General features: G+C 69.0%; 16 protein-coding genes and 1 riboswitch. Of the genes, 12 read left to right on the plus strand and 4 right to left on the minus strand.

The window, feature by feature from the left end; all coding sequences use genetic code 11:
- Nucleotides 1-64: 64 nt before the first annotated feature.
- Genes J2W14_RS10695 through J2W14_RS10710 form a run of 4 tightly spaced genes read left to right on the plus strand, consistent with a single transcriptional unit; the run spans nucleotide 65 to nucleotide 4,171 of the window.
- On the plus strand, nucleotides 65-1,129 hold the full coding sequence (locus tag J2W14_RS10695; protein ID WP_307462193.1) for a zinc-dependent alcohol dehydrogenase: 1,065 nt from the start codon (nucleotides 65-67) through the stop codon (nucleotides 1,127-1,129).
- A 4-nt stretch (nucleotides 1,130-1,133) separates the two neighbouring features.
- On the plus strand, nucleotides 1,134-1,532 hold the full coding sequence (locus J2W14_RS10700; RefSeq protein ID WP_307462195.1) for a 6-pyruvoyl trahydropterin synthase family protein: 399 nt from the start codon (nucleotides 1,134-1,136) through the stop codon (nucleotides 1,530-1,532).
- 7 nt (nucleotides 1,533-1,539) lie between these two features.
- Nucleotides 1,540-2,910: a glycosyltransferase gene (locus J2W14_RS10705; RefSeq protein ID WP_307462198.1), complete on the plus strand. Its 1,371-nt coding sequence runs from the start codon at nucleotides 1,540-1,542 to the stop codon at nucleotides 2,908-2,910.
- Between the two features lie 4 nt (nucleotides 2,911-2,914).
- Nucleotides 2,915-4,171 carry a DNA glycosylase AlkZ-like family protein gene (locus tag J2W14_RS10710; RefSeq protein WP_307462200.1) on the plus strand — a complete coding sequence of 419 codons (1,257 nt, stop codon included), beginning with the start codon at nucleotides 2,915-2,917 and terminating at the stop codon, nucleotides 4,169-4,171.
- Between the two features lie 39 nt (nucleotides 4,172-4,210).
- Here the strand turns inward: J2W14_RS10710 and J2W14_RS10715 are convergent, their stop codons facing one another.
- On the minus strand, nucleotides 4,211-4,714 hold the full coding sequence (locus J2W14_RS10715) for a nucleoside deaminase (protein ID WP_307462202.1): 504 nt from the start codon (nucleotides 4,712-4,714) through the stop codon (nucleotides 4,211-4,213).
- A gap of 71 nt (nucleotides 4,715-4,785) precedes the next feature.
- Here J2W14_RS10715 and J2W14_RS10720 point away from each other — a divergent pair, with 71 nt between their 5' ends.
- From J2W14_RS10720 to J2W14_RS10730, 3 genes are all read left to right on the plus strand, one after another.
- Nucleotides 4,786-5,628 carry a phosphatase PAP2 family protein gene (locus J2W14_RS10720; RefSeq protein WP_370871253.1) on the plus strand — a complete coding sequence of 281 codons (843 nt, stop codon included), beginning with the start codon at nucleotides 4,786-4,788 and terminating at the stop codon, nucleotides 5,626-5,628.
- Between the two features lie 12 nt (nucleotides 5,629-5,640).
- Nucleotides 5,641-6,276, plus strand: a complete 636-nt coding sequence (upp, locus tag J2W14_RS10725) for a uracil phosphoribosyltransferase (RefSeq protein ID WP_024366205.1) — start codon at nucleotides 5,641-5,643, stop codon at nucleotides 6,274-6,276.
- Nucleotides 6,277-6,389: 113 nt separating this feature from the next.
- Nucleotides 6,390-6,767, plus strand: coding sequence for a glyoxalase superfamily protein (locus J2W14_RS10730; protein WP_307462206.1), 378 nt, complete (start codon nucleotides 6,390-6,392; stop codon nucleotides 6,765-6,767).
- 28 nt (nucleotides 6,768-6,795) lie between these two features.
- Here J2W14_RS10730 and J2W14_RS10735 read toward each other — a convergent pair whose 3' ends face one another.
- From J2W14_RS10735 to J2W14_RS10745, 3 genes are all read right to left on the minus strand, one after another.
- Entirely contained in the window at nucleotides 6,796-7,563 is a 768-nt protein-coding gene (locus tag J2W14_RS10735) for a hypothetical protein (protein WP_307462207.1), read from the minus strand.
- A 1-nt stretch (nucleotide 7,564) separates the two neighbouring features.
- Nucleotides 7,565-7,716: riboswitch (cyclic di-AMP (ydaO/yuaA leader) on the minus strand.
- A gap of 156 nt (nucleotides 7,717-7,872) precedes the next feature.
- Nucleotides 7,873-9,468: a sensor histidine kinase gene (locus tag J2W14_RS10740; RefSeq protein ID WP_307462210.1), complete on the minus strand. Its 1,596-nt coding sequence runs from the start codon at nucleotides 9,466-9,468 to the stop codon at nucleotides 7,873-7,875.
- A gap of 3 nt (nucleotides 9,469-9,471) precedes the next feature.
- Nucleotides 9,472-10,212, minus strand: coding sequence for a response regulator transcription factor (locus J2W14_RS10745; RefSeq protein ID WP_307462212.1), 741 nt, complete (start codon nucleotides 10,210-10,212; stop codon nucleotides 9,472-9,474).
- 625 nt (nucleotides 10,213-10,837) lie between these two features.
- Between J2W14_RS10745 and J2W14_RS10750 the strand changes: the two genes are divergently transcribed.
- The 5 genes from J2W14_RS10750 to J2W14_RS10770 all read left to right on the plus strand — a co-directional run bounded on the left by J2W14_RS10750 (nucleotide 10,838) and on the right by J2W14_RS10770 (nucleotide 14,451).
- A complete protein-coding gene (locus J2W14_RS10750; RefSeq protein WP_307462214.1) occupies nucleotides 10,838-11,701 on the plus strand; it encodes a winged helix-turn-helix domain-containing protein in 864 nt (287 codons plus the stop codon).
- A 142-nt stretch (nucleotides 11,702-11,843) separates the two neighbouring features.
- On the plus strand, nucleotides 11,844-12,047 hold the full coding sequence (locus tag J2W14_RS10755) for a dodecin family protein (protein ID WP_307462216.1): 204 nt from the start codon (nucleotides 11,844-11,846) through the stop codon (nucleotides 12,045-12,047).
- Between the two features lie 55 nt (nucleotides 12,048-12,102).
- Complete coding sequence (locus J2W14_RS10760; RefSeq protein ID WP_307462217.1) at nucleotides 12,103-12,630, plus strand: SixA phosphatase family protein; 528 nt, start codon at nucleotides 12,103-12,105, stop codon at nucleotides 12,628-12,630.
- A 119-nt stretch (nucleotides 12,631-12,749) separates the two neighbouring features.
- The gene (locus J2W14_RS10765) at nucleotides 12,750-13,325 is read left to right on the plus strand and encodes a hypothetical protein (RefSeq protein WP_307462219.1); all 576 of its coding nucleotides are present in this window, start codon (nucleotides 12,750-12,752) and stop codon (nucleotides 13,323-13,325) included.
- A gap of 79 nt (nucleotides 13,326-13,404) precedes the next feature.
- Nucleotides 13,405-14,451, plus strand: a complete 1,047-nt coding sequence (locus tag J2W14_RS10770; protein ID WP_307462221.1) for an EamA family transporter — start codon at nucleotides 13,405-13,407, stop codon at nucleotides 14,449-14,451.
- The last annotated feature ends 212 nt before the right edge of the window (nucleotides 14,452-14,663 follow it).

The following is a 14,663-nucleotide window of genomic DNA, read 5'->3' on the forward strand; positions in this document are numbered from 1 at the left end:
CGCGGCGCGCCGGGGCCGCCGGCACTTCCCCGCGAAAGGGCAGGGGACTAGATTCGTCAGCAAGATGACTAACTCAGACCAACAGCCAGCACAGCACGCCACCGCCACCGCATACTGGACCGTCGGCCCCGGGAAGGGGGAGCTCCGGCGCGAGGACCTGCCCGCCCCCGGCCCCGGCGAGGCACTCGTCCGCACCCTGTTTTCGGGCATCAGCAAGGGAACCGAACTCGTCGTCCACAACGCCCGCGTTCCGGAGTGCGTGGCCGAGGAAATGGCCGCCCCGAACCAGGAAGGATCCTTCCCGTCCCCGGTGAAGTTCGGCTACCTCTCCGTCGGCGTCGTCGAGGACGGCCCGGCGGACTGGCTAGGCAAGACTGTTTTCTGCCTCTACCCGCACCAGGACCGCTATGTCGTGCCGGTGGAGAAACTCACCGTGGTTCCGGACGATGTGCCCGCCCGCCGCGCCGTGCTGACCGGCACGGTCGAGACCGCGATCAACGGGATCTGGGAGGCCGGACCCCGGCTCGGCGACCGCGTCGCCGTGATCGGCGCCGGCCTCGTCGGCGGCATGGTGGCCAAGCTCTTGGCCTCCTTTCCCCTCGGGCGGCTGCAGCTGGTCGACGTCGACCCGGCCAAGCAGGCGTTCGCCGAAACCCTCGGTGTCGAATTCAGCCACCCCGACGACGCCCTGCCGGACTGCGACATCGTGATCCACTGCTCCGCGTCGGAGGCAGGCCTGGCGCGGGCCCTGCAGCTCGCGGGCGACGACGGCGACGTCATCGAAATGTCCTGGTACGCCGACCGCAAGGTCACCGTGCCGCTCGGCGAAGACTTCCACGCCCGCCGGCTGTCCATCCGCGCCAGCCAGGTCGGCGTCGTGGCTCGCGCACGCCGCCACCGGCGCACCAACGCAGACCGGCTCCGGCTTGCCGTTTCCCTGCTGAGCGATCCCGCGTTCGACGTGTTCCTCACCGGCTCGTCCACGCTCGCCGAGCTGCCCGACGTCGTCCAGCGGCTCTCCGACGGCGCGCTGGACGCGCTCTGCCACGTCATCGAGTACCCGGCCAGCTCAGACCCTGTCCGTAATGTCACCGCCACTGAATCCGCCCCCACAGAAGCCACGAGGTAAATCCGTGTACAGCCTGACCGTCCGCCGCAACTTCATGATCGCCCACAGCCTCCCGCGCCCGGTCTTCGGCCCGGCCCAGGGGATGCACGGCGCCACCTTCGTCACGGAAGTGACCTTCCGCCGTCGGACCCTGAACGATGATGCGATCGTCCTGGACATCGGCGAGGCCGGCGAGGTGCTGGATGCGATCCTCGAAGGCCTGAACTTCAAGAACCTCGACGAGCACCCGGACTTCGCCGGCAAACTCAGCACCACCGAGGCCCTGGCCCAGTACGTCGCCGACGCCGTGGCGGCGAAGATCCGGACCGGCGCGGACGGTCGCGCGCTGGCCGGACTGGACGTCACGCTGCGTGAAACCCCCGACGCGTGGGCCAGCTACTCGCTCGATTTCGAGGTCAGCTGAGACCTCGGTGCCAGCCAGGAAGGCCGCGCCGGCCAAGAACACGGTGAAGCCGGACGGGCTCCGCCTCCGGCTCGTGGTGCCCGGCAACGTGCGCCACAACTCGGGCGGCAACGTCTACAACGCAGCCCTCGCCCGGGAGCTGGCCGCGCTGGGCGTGGAGGTGGACATCTGCCCGCTCGACGGCGGCTGGCCGGTCGGCAGCCCGGAGGACCGGCGGCGGCTGGCGACCCTCCTGTGCGACGGCGACAGCGGCGGCGCCAGCGAACATGACGCCGGCGACGACGACGACGCCGGCGCGGACGCAGCCAGCGGCGCCGCAATGCGCCGTGTCACGCTCGTCGACGGGCTCCTCGCCTGCGGGGCGCCGGAGGAACTGGCGGCCGCCGCGGCCGCCGGCCGGCCCGCTTGGATCCTGCTCCACATGCCGCTGGACGACACCGGGCACGGCGAAGCCGCGCTGGAGCGACGGGCGCTGCGGGCCGCGGCCGGGGTAATCTGCACCAGCACCTCGGCTGCGGCCGGGATCCGGGCCAGGCACGGGCTGGACGGTGTCACAACCGCCCTGCCCGGCAGCGACGCCGCCGCCCTGGCCGCCGGATCGGAGCCGCCGCACTTCCTGGCCGTGGCCGCCCTGCTGCCGAACAAGGACCAGTCCCTGCTTCTCGCGGCCCTCTCGGCCCTGACGGACCTGCCGTGGACCGCCTCCCTGGTCGGGTCCGACGCCGCGGATCCGGCCTACGCGGCGCGGCTCCGGGACACGGTGGACCGGCTGGGGCTGCAGGACCGCATCAGGATCCCCGGTGAGCTGCGCGGCGGGGCGCTGGAGGCCGAATGGTCCGCGGCCGACCTCAGCCTGCTCATCTCGCAGGCCGAGACCTTCGGGCTCGTGGTGACGGAGTCGATTGCGCGGGGTGTGCCGGTGGTGGTCCGGGCCGGCACCGGCGCCGTCGAGGCACTCGCAGCCGGCACGCCCGCACCAGCGGCACCCGCCACGCTAACCGCCGCACCCGGCGCGCCCGCGCAGCCAACCCCCGCACCATCGCCCGCGGCGGCGGACAGCGCGGCACTCCTCCCGGGAACCGCCGTCGCCCTCGGCACGGACCCGGCGCCCCTCACTGAGGTGCTGCGGCGCTGGCTGTCCGAACCCGGCCTCCGCACCCGCTGGCGGGGCGCGGCAGTTGCCGCCCGGGACCGTCTACCCGGCTGGGACGCCACGGCACGCACCGTACTGGCAGCCATCGCCCCCGAGCGGCCAGGCTCCGAGCGTCACGGCTCGAATCATCCGGCCCCGGAGCTGCCGGCCGACCGGCAGCGGGCTGCCCCGCAGGAAAAGCCGGACGCGGAAGATTCCCCTGCCGCGCAAGCTGGTGGACAATGACCCCATGACGCCGCAGCCCCTGACCACGCAGCCCCTGACAGCGAACGCGCCGCCGGCCCGGACCCTCACCCGGGAGCGGCTCCGCGCCTGGGCTTGGCACAAACAGGGCCTGGACGGCTCGCTGGCCGGCTGCACCTCGGAGCAGGTGTTCGCCCGGGCGGGCTGGGCCCGCTCCGTCGGCGGCGCCAACCCCTACCTCACGCTGTTCGCCCGCGCCGGGATCCGCCGCGAACAAGTGGACGCCGACGTCCTGGCACGCCGGATCCTCGAACTCCCGACGGCGCGCGGCTGCACCTACGTTCTGGGCCGGGACGACTTCGGCTGGGCGCTGCGGCTCGGGCTTGACGCCGCCGAGGCGACCTTCAAAGTGGTGGGCAGGCTCGGTGTGGACCGCGGCGAAATCACCCTCCTGGAGGAGCAGGTGCTGCACACGCTCGCCGAGGCCGGCGTCCCGATGGACCCGCGGCAGCTCAAGGAGGAACTCGGCGAATCCGTGCGGAACCTCGGCGAGGAAGGCAAGAAGAAGGGCGCCACCACCACGCTGCCCACCGCCCTGGGCATCCTGCAGTCCCAGGGGCGGATCCGCCGGGTCCCCGCCAACGGCCGGCTCGACCAGCAGCGCTACGCCTACGAACTGTGGAACCTGCCGCCCAGCCCCCTCGACGACGACCAGGCCCGCACCGAACTGATCCGCCGCTACCTGGGCTGGACCGGCGGGGCCACCTTCAAGCAGTCGCAGTGGTTCACGGGTTTCACCGTGTCGCAGAGCAAGGCGGCGCTGGCCGCCGTCGGCGCGGTGGAGGTTCCCACCGCCGCCGGGGAGACGCTGTGGATGCTGCCCGACAACGTCGAACAACTCACCGCCTTCCAGGAGCCGGACGAGGAGCAGATCCAGCTGCTCGCCGGAACTGACTCCCTCGCGCTGCTGCGGCGCAATGCCGCCGATCTGCTGGCCGAGGAGGACCGGCACACGAATACGCTGGGGTCGCTGGCGCTGCAGGCGGACCTCCCGGACCATCCCATCTTCGACCGGGGCCGGATCATCGGGCTGTGGCAGTACGATCCCGGCCAGGAGCGGATCGTGCCCTGGGTGTTCCACGGCCCCACCCCCGCGGTGACACGGCGGATCGCCGAGGTCGAGCACTGGATCCGCGAGGACCTGGGTGACTTCCGCGCTTTCAGCCTCGACTCACCGGCCACCCGGCAGAAGCGGATCGACAACCTGGCGGCCGCCGCAACAGGCTCCGCCGCCGTCAGCTAGCGCCGGAAGTCGGCACGGGGGAGCGGCGGTGGCCAGGGCTCAGACGCCGCGGTGGCCAGCGAAGAAGTCCTGCAGCAGCGCCGCGCACTCCTGCTCCCGGACGCCGCCATACACTTCCACCCAGTGGTTGAGCCGGCGCTCGCGGAGGATGTCGAAGACGGAGCCGGCGGCCCCGGCCTTCTCGTCCCAGGCGCCGAACACCACCCGTGGGATCCGGGCCAGCACGACCGCCCCGGCGCACATGGCGCAGGGCTCCAGGGTGACCACCAGGGTGCAGTCGGCCAGCCGCCAGCCGTCCCCGGCGCTCCCGTCCCGGGCGCTGAGTTCCTGCAGCCGAGCCGCGGCCTCGCGGATGGCCACCATCTCCGCGTGCGCAGTCGGGTCCCCGAGGGCCTCCCGTTCGTTGCGGCCGCTGCCGAGCACGGCGCCGTCAGGTCCGATGACGACCGCGCCGATCGGCACGTCCGCCGTGGCCAGCGCGGCGCGCGCCTCGGTGAGGGCAAGACCCATCCATTCGGCATGGCGGGGCTCGGGGGAAGTCATGGGTCAATGATAGTTTCGATGCTAAGCAGGCTGTGCAGCAAAGCTGCCGACGACAACAATCGGGAGATATTGTGAACACCGGGTCGGAGAGCTGGATAACGCAGCGTTGGGGCAAATGGGTGGTGCCCTACGCCGCGCTTTGGGCCACCATGCTCATCGGCGGCGGCGTCGTACTCGTCCTGGCGCTGCTGAGCGCCGAGGTTTATGACGACGTGGTGGACGACGCCGGCCTGGCGAACCTGGACAAGCCCACCCTGGGGATGATGGAACAGCTCCGCAGTCCCGGCCTCGATTCGTTCGTCACGGGGTTCACCAACATCGGGGGCGGAATCGGGATGCCCATTCTGGGCAGCCTCCTCACCGCGTGGCTCATCTGGACCAGCCGGACCTGGCGGCCGCTGATCCTGATCGGAGGCGCCGCAGCAGTCTCCGTGACCGCTACCTCGCTGGGCAAGACACTGATCGGCAGGACCCGCCCTGACCATTCCGACGCCGTCCCGCCCTACGAATCCTCGCCGTCGTTTCCAAGCGGCCACACGCTCAACACCACGGTGGTGATCGGGCTCGTGGTTTACCTCGCGTGCCTGCAGGTCCACAGCACCGCCGCCCGGGTCAGCCTAATAGTGGCCGGCGGTGCCTTCATCTTCGCGATGGGCATGAGCAGGGTCTATCTGGGCCACCACTGGATGACCGACGTGATCATCGGGTGGGTGCTGGGCCTGGCCTGGGTCGGGATCGTGATCCTGGCGCACCGGCTCTTCCACCTGATCCGGCACCGGGAACATGCCGGCCCCGCGCCCACGTTCGACCACCCGGCGCACCTGCACGACGGAGCCGCCGGCGGGAGTGCTCCGGAGGACAAGGACGACGTCGGCGCCCGCGGTCCCACGGGCGGGCCCCCGGCCGCCGGGTGATAGTTTTGACCCATGCGCACTCTCGTTGTGGACCACCCGCTGGTCGCCCATAAGCTCACCGTTCTGCGGGACAAGAACACCCCGTCCCCGGTCTTCCGCCAGCTCACCGAGGAACTCGTCACGCTCCTGGCGTACGAGGCCACGCGCGAAGTGCGCACCGAGCCGGTGACCATCGAGACGCCGGTCAGCACCACCATCGGCACCGCCTTCACCAAGCCCACCCCGCTGGTGGTCCCCATCCTCCGTGCCGGGCTCGGCATGCTCGAGGGCATGACCAAGCTGGTCCCCACGGCCGAGGTCGGGTTCCTGGGCATGGCCCGCGATGAAGAAACCCTGGACATCATCACCTACGCGGAGCGCCTGCCCGAGGACCTCACCGACCGCCAGATCTTCGTCCTGGACCCCATGCTCGCCACGGGCGGCACGCTGCGCGAAGCCATCAAGTTCCTCTTCAAGCGCGGCGCGTCCGACGTCACCTGCATCTGCCTGCTGGCCGCCCCGGAAGGCCTCGCGAAGCTGGAAGAAGAGCTCGCCGACGCCAACGTGACGATCGTGCTCGCCTCGATCGATGAGAAGCTCAACGAGAAGTCCTACATCGTGCCGGGCCTGGGCGACGCGGGCGACCGCCTCTACGGCGTGGCCGGCTGACCCAGCCGCCCGGCGTCGGCCTGGCCTCCTGGCCGGTTCCCTCGCCCCTGAGCCAGCCCCCGCAAGGGGGACTGGCCTACCGGAATGCACCGCCCGGTACTAGCCTGAGCCCCATGGACTGGAAACTAGAACTTGTCTTTGTTCCCGTGTCCGATGTGGACCGCGCGAAGGATTTCTACGTCAACAAGGTGGGCTTCAATGCCGACTTCGACGAGCGGCCCACGGACGGCATCCGATTCGTCCAGCTGACGCCGCCGGGCTCCGGCTGCTCGATCGCCATCGGCGAGGGCCTTACGGATGCCCCGCCGGGCACCGCCCCCAGCCTGCAGCTCGTGGTCAGCGACATCCAGGCCGCCCACCGGCACCTCAAGGACCACGGCGTGGACGTCAGCGACGTCGACGTGCAGGACTGGGGGCATTTTGTCTACTTCGCCGACCCGGACGGCAACAAATGGGCCGTGCAGTACATCCCGAACCGTCCCAACGGCTAGGCCACGCCGGGCCGGCTCTGCCGGGTGTTTAGTACCAGTTGTTGGCGTAGTGGAAGTTCAGGGCGCCGCACGGTGAGCCGTAGCGATCCTGGATGTACGCCAGTCCCCAGTTGATCTGGGTCCGGTAGTTTGTCCGGTAGTCCGCGCCCGCGCTGGCCATCTTCTCGGCCGGCAGTGACTGGACCACGCCGTAGGCGCCGCTGCTCGGATTCGTAGCGGTCGTCTCCCAGTCCGATTCCTTGGTCCAGAGCTTCATCAGGCACGGCATCTGGCTGGGGGCCCAGCCATAGGAGCCCAGCTGGCCGGCCGCGTACGCCTGGGCGCCGGCCGGATCATCGATGGCAACGGGGGCCGGTGCGGGGGCCGGTGCAGGTGCCGGTGCCGGTGCAGGCTCCGGAGCGGGGGCCGGGGCAGCGGGCGGGGCCGGCGCTTCGGCAGGAGCCACCGCGGCGGGCGGGGCCGGAGCGTCGGTGCGGGTGACGGCCTGGTTTTCGACCCGGACGCGTTCAAAATCAAGGTGCGTCAGCGGCTCCGCCGTGGCGGCTGCCTGCGTGGAACTGCCGGCGTCGGCATTGCGGGCGGCCGTCTCGGACGCCTGGCCTGCCGCACCGACCCCTACGAGCACCGCGCAGGCGGCGACAACAACGGCCGCCCGGCGGCCGGTCGAGCCGGCGTGGTGGGCAAGCCGGGCCAGGGCTGATGCGGGCTTGGCCGGCTCGCCGCGGTGGCGCGACAGCTTGGAGCTGGTGGAGTTTGCGGTGCCGTCAGGGCGCGTTTGTGCCTTGGATTCAGTCATGAATGCCTCTCAACGCCTGCGGAGTTAGCTGTCGGGTTCGGGTGAGGTCACCCGGCCGCACGGAAACTCACGTGTCGGCTTCACCCCAAGGGCGTGCAGAAATGCCCGGGAACTCTGGGTCCCCCGCCTCTGCCTGTCCAGCGGAATCCGGGAGGCGGCAGAGCTTGGCGTACATCCGGATATGCGGCCCTAGTGATGGCCGCACCCTAAAAACCGTACAGGAGTTGGGCGGCGAAGTCACATTTTGGTAACAGGAGCCACGACGGCGGCGGGGCGGCTTGCGCTCTGACCAGCGACGATAGTGATTCGTCAGGCCGTGGGTGGAGCCTCCGGCAGCCGAACGGTGAACTTCGTCCGGCCGGGCATCGAGGTCACGCTGACGGTCCCGCCATGGGCCTCGACAATCGACTGCACGATCGACAGTCCCAGCCCGCTGGTTCCCTCGACGGAAGCGCTCGTGGCGGGGGCAGTGGTGGTGGCGACTCCGGCCGCCGACTCGGGCGGCCGCGGCGAGTGCAGCGGCCGCCGCGGAAGGGACCCCCTGCCGGATGCCGGCGTCGTGAGGGCCACCGGATTCTTGCGGGAGGCGTCCGCGCGCGTGAAGCGTGCAAAGACCCGGTCCACGAACCCGGGGTCAATCCCGGGGCCGTTGTCCGTCACGGTCACCACGGCATATCCGTCCGCGGACCGCGTGACCCCGGTCACCACCGTCGTGCCGGGGCCCGTGTGTTTGCGCGCGTTGGAGAGCAGATTCGCCAGCACCTGATGCAGTTGGGTCGCGTCACCGCGGACCACCACAGGCTCTTCCGGGAGCTCCAGGTGCCAGACCCGGTCCGGGGCCATGACCTTCTCGTCGCTGACCGTCTCGATGGCCAGCTGGGTGAGGTCCACCTCGCTGAGCTTTAGCGGCTGGCCCTCATCCAGCCGGGCGAGCAGGAGCAGGTCCTCCACCAGGGTGGTCATGCGTTCGGACTGGCTCTGCACCCGGGCCAGGGACTTCTGGCCGTCAGGGGTGAAGTGTTCGGTCATCCGCATCAGTTCGGTGTAGCCGCGGATGGCGGTCAAGGGCGTGCGCAGCTCATGCGAGGCATCCGCGACGAACTGGCGGACCTTCATCTCGCTCTTCTGCCGGGCCTCCAGTGCATTGGAGACATTGTCCAGCATCATGTTCAGGGCATGGCCAACACTTCCCACCTCGGTGCCCGGATGCGCTGCAGACGCCGGCACGCGCACGGCAAGTCCCACCTCTCCGGCGTCGAGCGGCAGCCGGGAGACCTGCGTCGCGACCTCGGAGAGCTGATCGAGCGGCTTCATGGTCCGGCGGATCAGCGCCGTCCCGGCGAGGCCGATGACCAGGAGTCCGCCCGTGGACACGAGCACCATGGTCCAGACCATGGTGGCCAGCGTGTTCTGCTTCTCTGCGAGCGGCAGGCCGGTCACGATCACGTCGCCGTCGGGGGCCTTGGCGGCCACGAGCCGGTAGGCTCCGGCGGACAGGGTCCGGTCCACCGGCAGGTTCCACGGGCTGAGTTCCAGGAGCACCTCGTCGTCGTCGTCGGTGAGGGATTCCCGGGTGGCGTCCTCGGAGAGGAACCCGGCGCTGCGGACCGAGTCGTCATCGATTCGCGCGGTCAGGGTGCCGATGGCCTGTCCCCGCGCCTCCAGGGGATCGGAACGGCCGGAGCGGCCAAAGTCGCGGGCACGGACCGCTGCCTGCTCCAGCTGGGTGTCGAGCTGTTTGGTCAGGAAGAAGTCCATCGAGGCATAGCTGACGATACCGACGGCCCCGCAGATCGCAACCAGCAGGGCCATGGCGACGAGGACAAGCCGGGTGCGCAGGTGCCAGGTGGACGGGTTGCGCCAGTTGAGCCCAGAGGGGCGGTTCTTGGCGGGGCGTTCGGGCACGGATCAGTCCGCCGGTTTCAGGACGTAGCCGGCGCCGCGCACCGTGTGGATCATGGGCGGGTGGTTGGCGTCGACCTTCTTGCGGAGGTAGGAAATGTAGAGCTCCACGATGTTGGCCTGCCCGCCGAAGTCGTAGTCCCAGACCCGGTCCAGGATCTGGGCCTTGCTGACGACCCGTTTCGGGTTCTCCATGAGGTAGCGCAGCAATTCGAACTGGGTGGCCGTGAGGTGCAGTTCCTCGCCTGCGCGCCGGACCTCCCTCGTGTCGATGTTCAGGACGAGGTCCCCGACGACGAGTTCGGCGGTGTCCATCGCAGCCACTCCGGACCGCTGGACCAGCCGGTGCAGCCGCAGCAGCACTTCCTCCATGCTGAAGGGCTTGGTCACGTAGTCATCCCCGCCCGCTGCCAGCCCGGTAATACGGTCCTGCACGGCGTCCTTGGCTGTCAGGAACAAGGCAGGGACCTCCGGCGCGAAGGCGCGGATCCTGCCGAGCAGCTCAACGCCGTCGAATCCGGGAAGCATCACATCGAGCACTAGCACGTCGGGGCGGAACTCCTTGGCAAGTTTCACCGCTTCGGGGCCGTCGGCGGCGACGGCAACAGACCATCCCGCCATGCGCAGCCCCATGCTCATGAGCTCGGAGAGACTGGGTTCATCGTCCACGACCAGGGCGCGGATGGGCGTTCCATCCGGATGGGTGAGCTGGGGGAGGTTATTGGTCATGGAGTGCGAAGTGGCCATGGGACAACTCTCCGATCTGCCGGTTAAGTGCGGCTTTGGGGATCCTGTGTGGCGCCTGTGAATCCCAGCCTAGCGAGCTGGACATCCGGGGGACTGCCGGCGGACCGCGCATTTTTTCCTGTCCAGGGGTGACCACTCTGTGGAACTCTGGACTTCCAATGCTAAGTAGGCGAAGGGTTTTCGGGTTTCGGCTTACAGTGAATGATTCCGGGCATTCGGCGGGGTTGATCGAATTAAGTGCGGCGATGGGCGCGAATGAGGCATCTGTTGACCAAAACGATTGTTATTTTATTGACGGCGGAGAATTGTGATCTGCACTACATTCTCGTGTTCTGTCTCATATCGTGGACTTTCGCGTCCATTGTTACTTGCAAGTTTTCATTGTTACGTTGCACACTTCAATTGTGAACAAGAACTCAACAGCACCTGCAGCCGCAGTTTTTTGGATCAGCGCACCCGCTGGTACCGAGAAGCACTGTTGTCGAATGCACGCCTAACTTTTACACCCCAAAGGTTTCTAGGCATTCGCCCCCAGCCCAGCGTCGGGCGCCCTCCCCAAGTATTCATTGCGGGAAATTAGCATTCGAGCCGCGATGACGGCCATTCACATTGAGGTAAGCAATCCATGTCAGTTGCATCCGGATACGTCCACATCTCCGTCCGTAACGCCAGCAAGGCCGGCCAGGCCTCCGGGATCCGCCAGGGCTTCGGCGGCCGGGCATCCTTCGCCCCCGCCGGATCCGGCAACAGCTTCCCCGCCCCCGGCTATGCCCCGCAGGGCTACAACCCCAACTCCTACGGACAGCTCCGCGCTGTTCCGCCGGCACCGGCCACAGCCCCGACTCCTGTGATTGTTCCGGGCGACGGCAGCCCCGTCCGTCCCGTCCCGAATGACAACGTCGCCCGCGGTTTCGTCCTCTACATGGGGATCGACGAGGAAACCGCCGCGGCGGCCGGGACCTCCATTGCCAAGCTGGCCCAGGAAATCCGGACCTACGCCCAGTCGTTGGTCTCCGGCGCCGAAAGCTACGCTGCCGTCGCCGTCGCCCCGGCCAGCACCCCGGGGTCCGCGCTCGACGTCGTCCGTTCCACCTTTGGTGACCCCACGGTCGGCGCCCGCCAGCGGTCCGAGAGCGCCCGCCTGCAGCAGCCGCAGGACCCGCGTCCTTCCGGCGTGCTGATCGATCTGGCCCGCCGCGAGGTGGCGCTCGACGGCGAATCCCTGAATCTCACGTTCAAGGAGTTCGAACTGCTCAACTACCTCGTCGAGAACGGCACCCGCACCGTGGGCCGCGACGAGCTGCTCGAGGGCCTGTGGCGCAATGCCGAAGAGGTGCCCAACGAGCGGACCATCGACGTGCACATCCGCCGCCTGCGCTCCAAGCTTGGCCGCCTCGCCAACACCGTGCGCACGGTCCGCGGCCAGGGCTACCGCTTTTACGAGCACCCGGAAGTTGTTGTCTGGGCCGCTCCGGAATACTCGATCTAGGCTTCGCCTGCGCAAAGCGCCCGTCCCTGAACTGGGGCGGGCGCTTTTGTGTCTCCGGAGGCGAAGCGGCTTTTGGACCCTGTTGCGTTTCCTCCCTTCGGCGTAGTCTCGGACCCGTTGAGCCGACTATTGGGAGGAAGACATGTCTGTTGCACGGATTACTACCCTGAGCGCGAACTCCAAGACCTCGTTTGATGCTGCCATCAAGGAGGGCATCGACCGGGCGAACAAGACCCTGCGCAATGTCACGGGGGCGTGGGTGAAGGAACAGAAGGTTGAAATCAGCGACGGCGCCGTCGTGGCCTGGCACGTTGTGCTGGAAGTGACCTTTGTCCTTGACGACTGAGCGGCCGCTGGTGGGATGCGTGCTCGGCGATCAGCCGCCGCACTAGGATTGATCCATGAGCGCGCATCACATCAAACGGCTGGTGATCATGCGGCATGCCAAGTCGGATTGGCCCGGCGGCGTCGCTGACCACGACCGGCCGCTCGAAGAGCGCGGCCACCGCGATGCCCCGCAGGCCGGAAAATGGCTGCTGAAGCATGACGTGGTCCCCGATTTCATCCTCTGCTCCAGCGCCCTGCGCACCCGGCAGACGTGCACTTGGGTGTGCAACGAACTCGGCGACAAGGCTCCGACACCGAAACTCGAGGACGGTCTCTACGCGGCCTCGGCGAAGCGGATGCTGACCGTCATCAACCACGTCCCGGACACCGTGACCACCCTCATGGTGATCTCGCACATGCCCGGGGTGCAGGACCTCGCCATGCACCTTGCCTCCCGCGATTCCAATCACGACGCCTACATGGATGCCGCCACGCGGTGGCCCACGAGCGCGCTGACCGTCATGGAAACAGAGAAGTCCTGGGACGAACTCGACGGCCAGGACGCGAGGCTCACACACTTCAAGGTACCCCGGGCCAAATAGCGCCGGACCCGGCGCGCCCTGCCCGATTCCCGGATGCATAGTCATGCAGGTGATTCTGCGGTTTACTGATGCTGTTTACTCGTGGACTTATGGCGATCGAGAGAAAAGGCGGAATCATCGTGGACTCAGGACAGCTCATAGGGATCATCATCGGCGTCGTTGTCGTGATAGCGATCGTCGTGGTGGTAACCATGCTCAGCCGCAAGCGCAAGGTGGAGGCGAACCGCAACAAGGCGGTCGAAATGCGTGAACAGGCCAGGACCGAAGAGATCGGCGCCAGGGAGCGCGAGGCGCAGGCTGCCCGGGCCGAAGCCGACGCCAAGCAGGCTGAGGTCGAGGCCGAACGGCTCAGGGAGGAAGCCAGCGCACGGCAGCAAGAGGCCGAGAAGGTCCGCTCCGGCGCGCAGGAACAGCTGCGAAAGGCTGACGAGCTGGACCCCGACGTCGTCACCACCGAACGCGACGCGCAGAGCCGGGACCAGGCACCCCGGGAAACCACCGGCACCGACGAGCTGCGCCGGGACCGCAGTGACCGGAACCCCTCCACCGCCGAACAGGCCGCCACTCCGGGCCGCACCACCGGCGGCACCACGGGCGGCAGCCAGGCCCCCGGCAGCCAGGTTCCACCCGAGCCCGCACCCCGCGAACCGGGCCGCACCGACGAGCCCCGCGGTGACAACCCCCGGAACCTCTGACCATTCACGCACCGCTTAATCTCCGGCACATGGGCCCGATCCGGCCGCGGCGCCCGGCCGGAACCGGCATAGTGGCAGGGTGAACCCTCGTCATTCCGCCCTGGCCCTGCTCGTCGCTGTCCTGTGGGGCGTCAACTTCGTCGCGATCGACCTTGGCCTGCACCCCGACGGAGCGGAGATGCCGCCGCTGCTGTTCGTGGCCATGCGGTTCACCCTGGTGGTCCTTCCCTGCATCTTCTTCATCCGCAAGCCCGAGGTGAGCTGGAAGGCGATCATCGGCGTCGGGCTGTTCATGAGCGCCGGACAGTTCGGCCTCCTGTACCTGGCCATGGCCCTGGGCATGCCCGCGGGCCTGGCCTCGCTGGTCCTGCAGGCGCAGGTGCTGCTGACCGTGCTCCTGGCCGCCGGTTTCCTCGGCGAGCGGCCGAGCCGGCGGCAGTTCGCCGGTGTTGTGCTGGGCGTGGCCGGACTCGCCGTGGTGGCCGTCGGCCGCAGCCTCGTCGCCCCGGTGCTGCCGCTGATGATCGTGCTAGCCGCGGCGCTGTCCTGGGCCGCCGGCAACATCGTGGCCCGCCAGGCGAAGGCGGCGTCCGGACTGGGACTCGTGGTGTGGTCAGGAGCCGTGGTGCCGCTGCCCCTGCTGGGGCTGTCCCTGCTGGTGGACGGACCCGCGGCGGTGTCGACGGCCCTGCTCGAAGTCCAGCCCGTCACCCTGGTGAGCGCCCTCTACACGGCCGTCTTCGGTTCCCTGGTGGGCTACGGCATCTGGAACAGGCTGCTGGGGCTGTACCCGTCCTCCGCGGTGGTGCCGTTCACCCTCCTGGTTCCGGTGGTCGGGATGACGACGGCGTGGCTCGTCCTGGGCGAGGTGCCGACCCCCGCCGAGGTGACCGGCGGGCTCCTGCTGCTTGCCGGCGTGGCGACAGCCGTGCTGCGCCCCTGGAAGTTCCGACGGCGGGATTCGCGTCCGCGCGCTCAGCGGCGGGGCGAGGTCCGCGCCGAGGGCCGCGCGGAGGATGCGGCTGGGGACTTGGCGGGGGACTTGGCAGCGGTCCCCCCGGCCGGGGACGCGGGCCGCTTGAGGCCGGAGGATGCCGCCCGCGGGGCAGGAACCCGGTCCGACTGAGGCTTGGCGGTCTTAGTCGTCTGGGCCCTCGTTCCGGCCGCGGACCTGGACGCCGGACGCGGCGTGGCGGTCCGGGACGGTGCGGTCCGTGACGGTGCGCGCCGGGCGGCCGTTGGCCGGGATGCAGGACCCCTCGCGCCCGACGCCGTTCGCCGCCGGTGGGCATGTCCAGCGCCGCGCGGACGCCGGCCCCTGCCTGGCAGGACGGACCC

It is taken from the genome of Pseudarthrobacter oxydans (assembly GCF_030812335.1).
In the GTDB taxonomy this organism is placed as follows: domain Bacteria; phylum Actinomycetota; class Actinomycetes; order Actinomycetales; family Micrococcaceae; genus Arthrobacter; species Arthrobacter oxydans_B.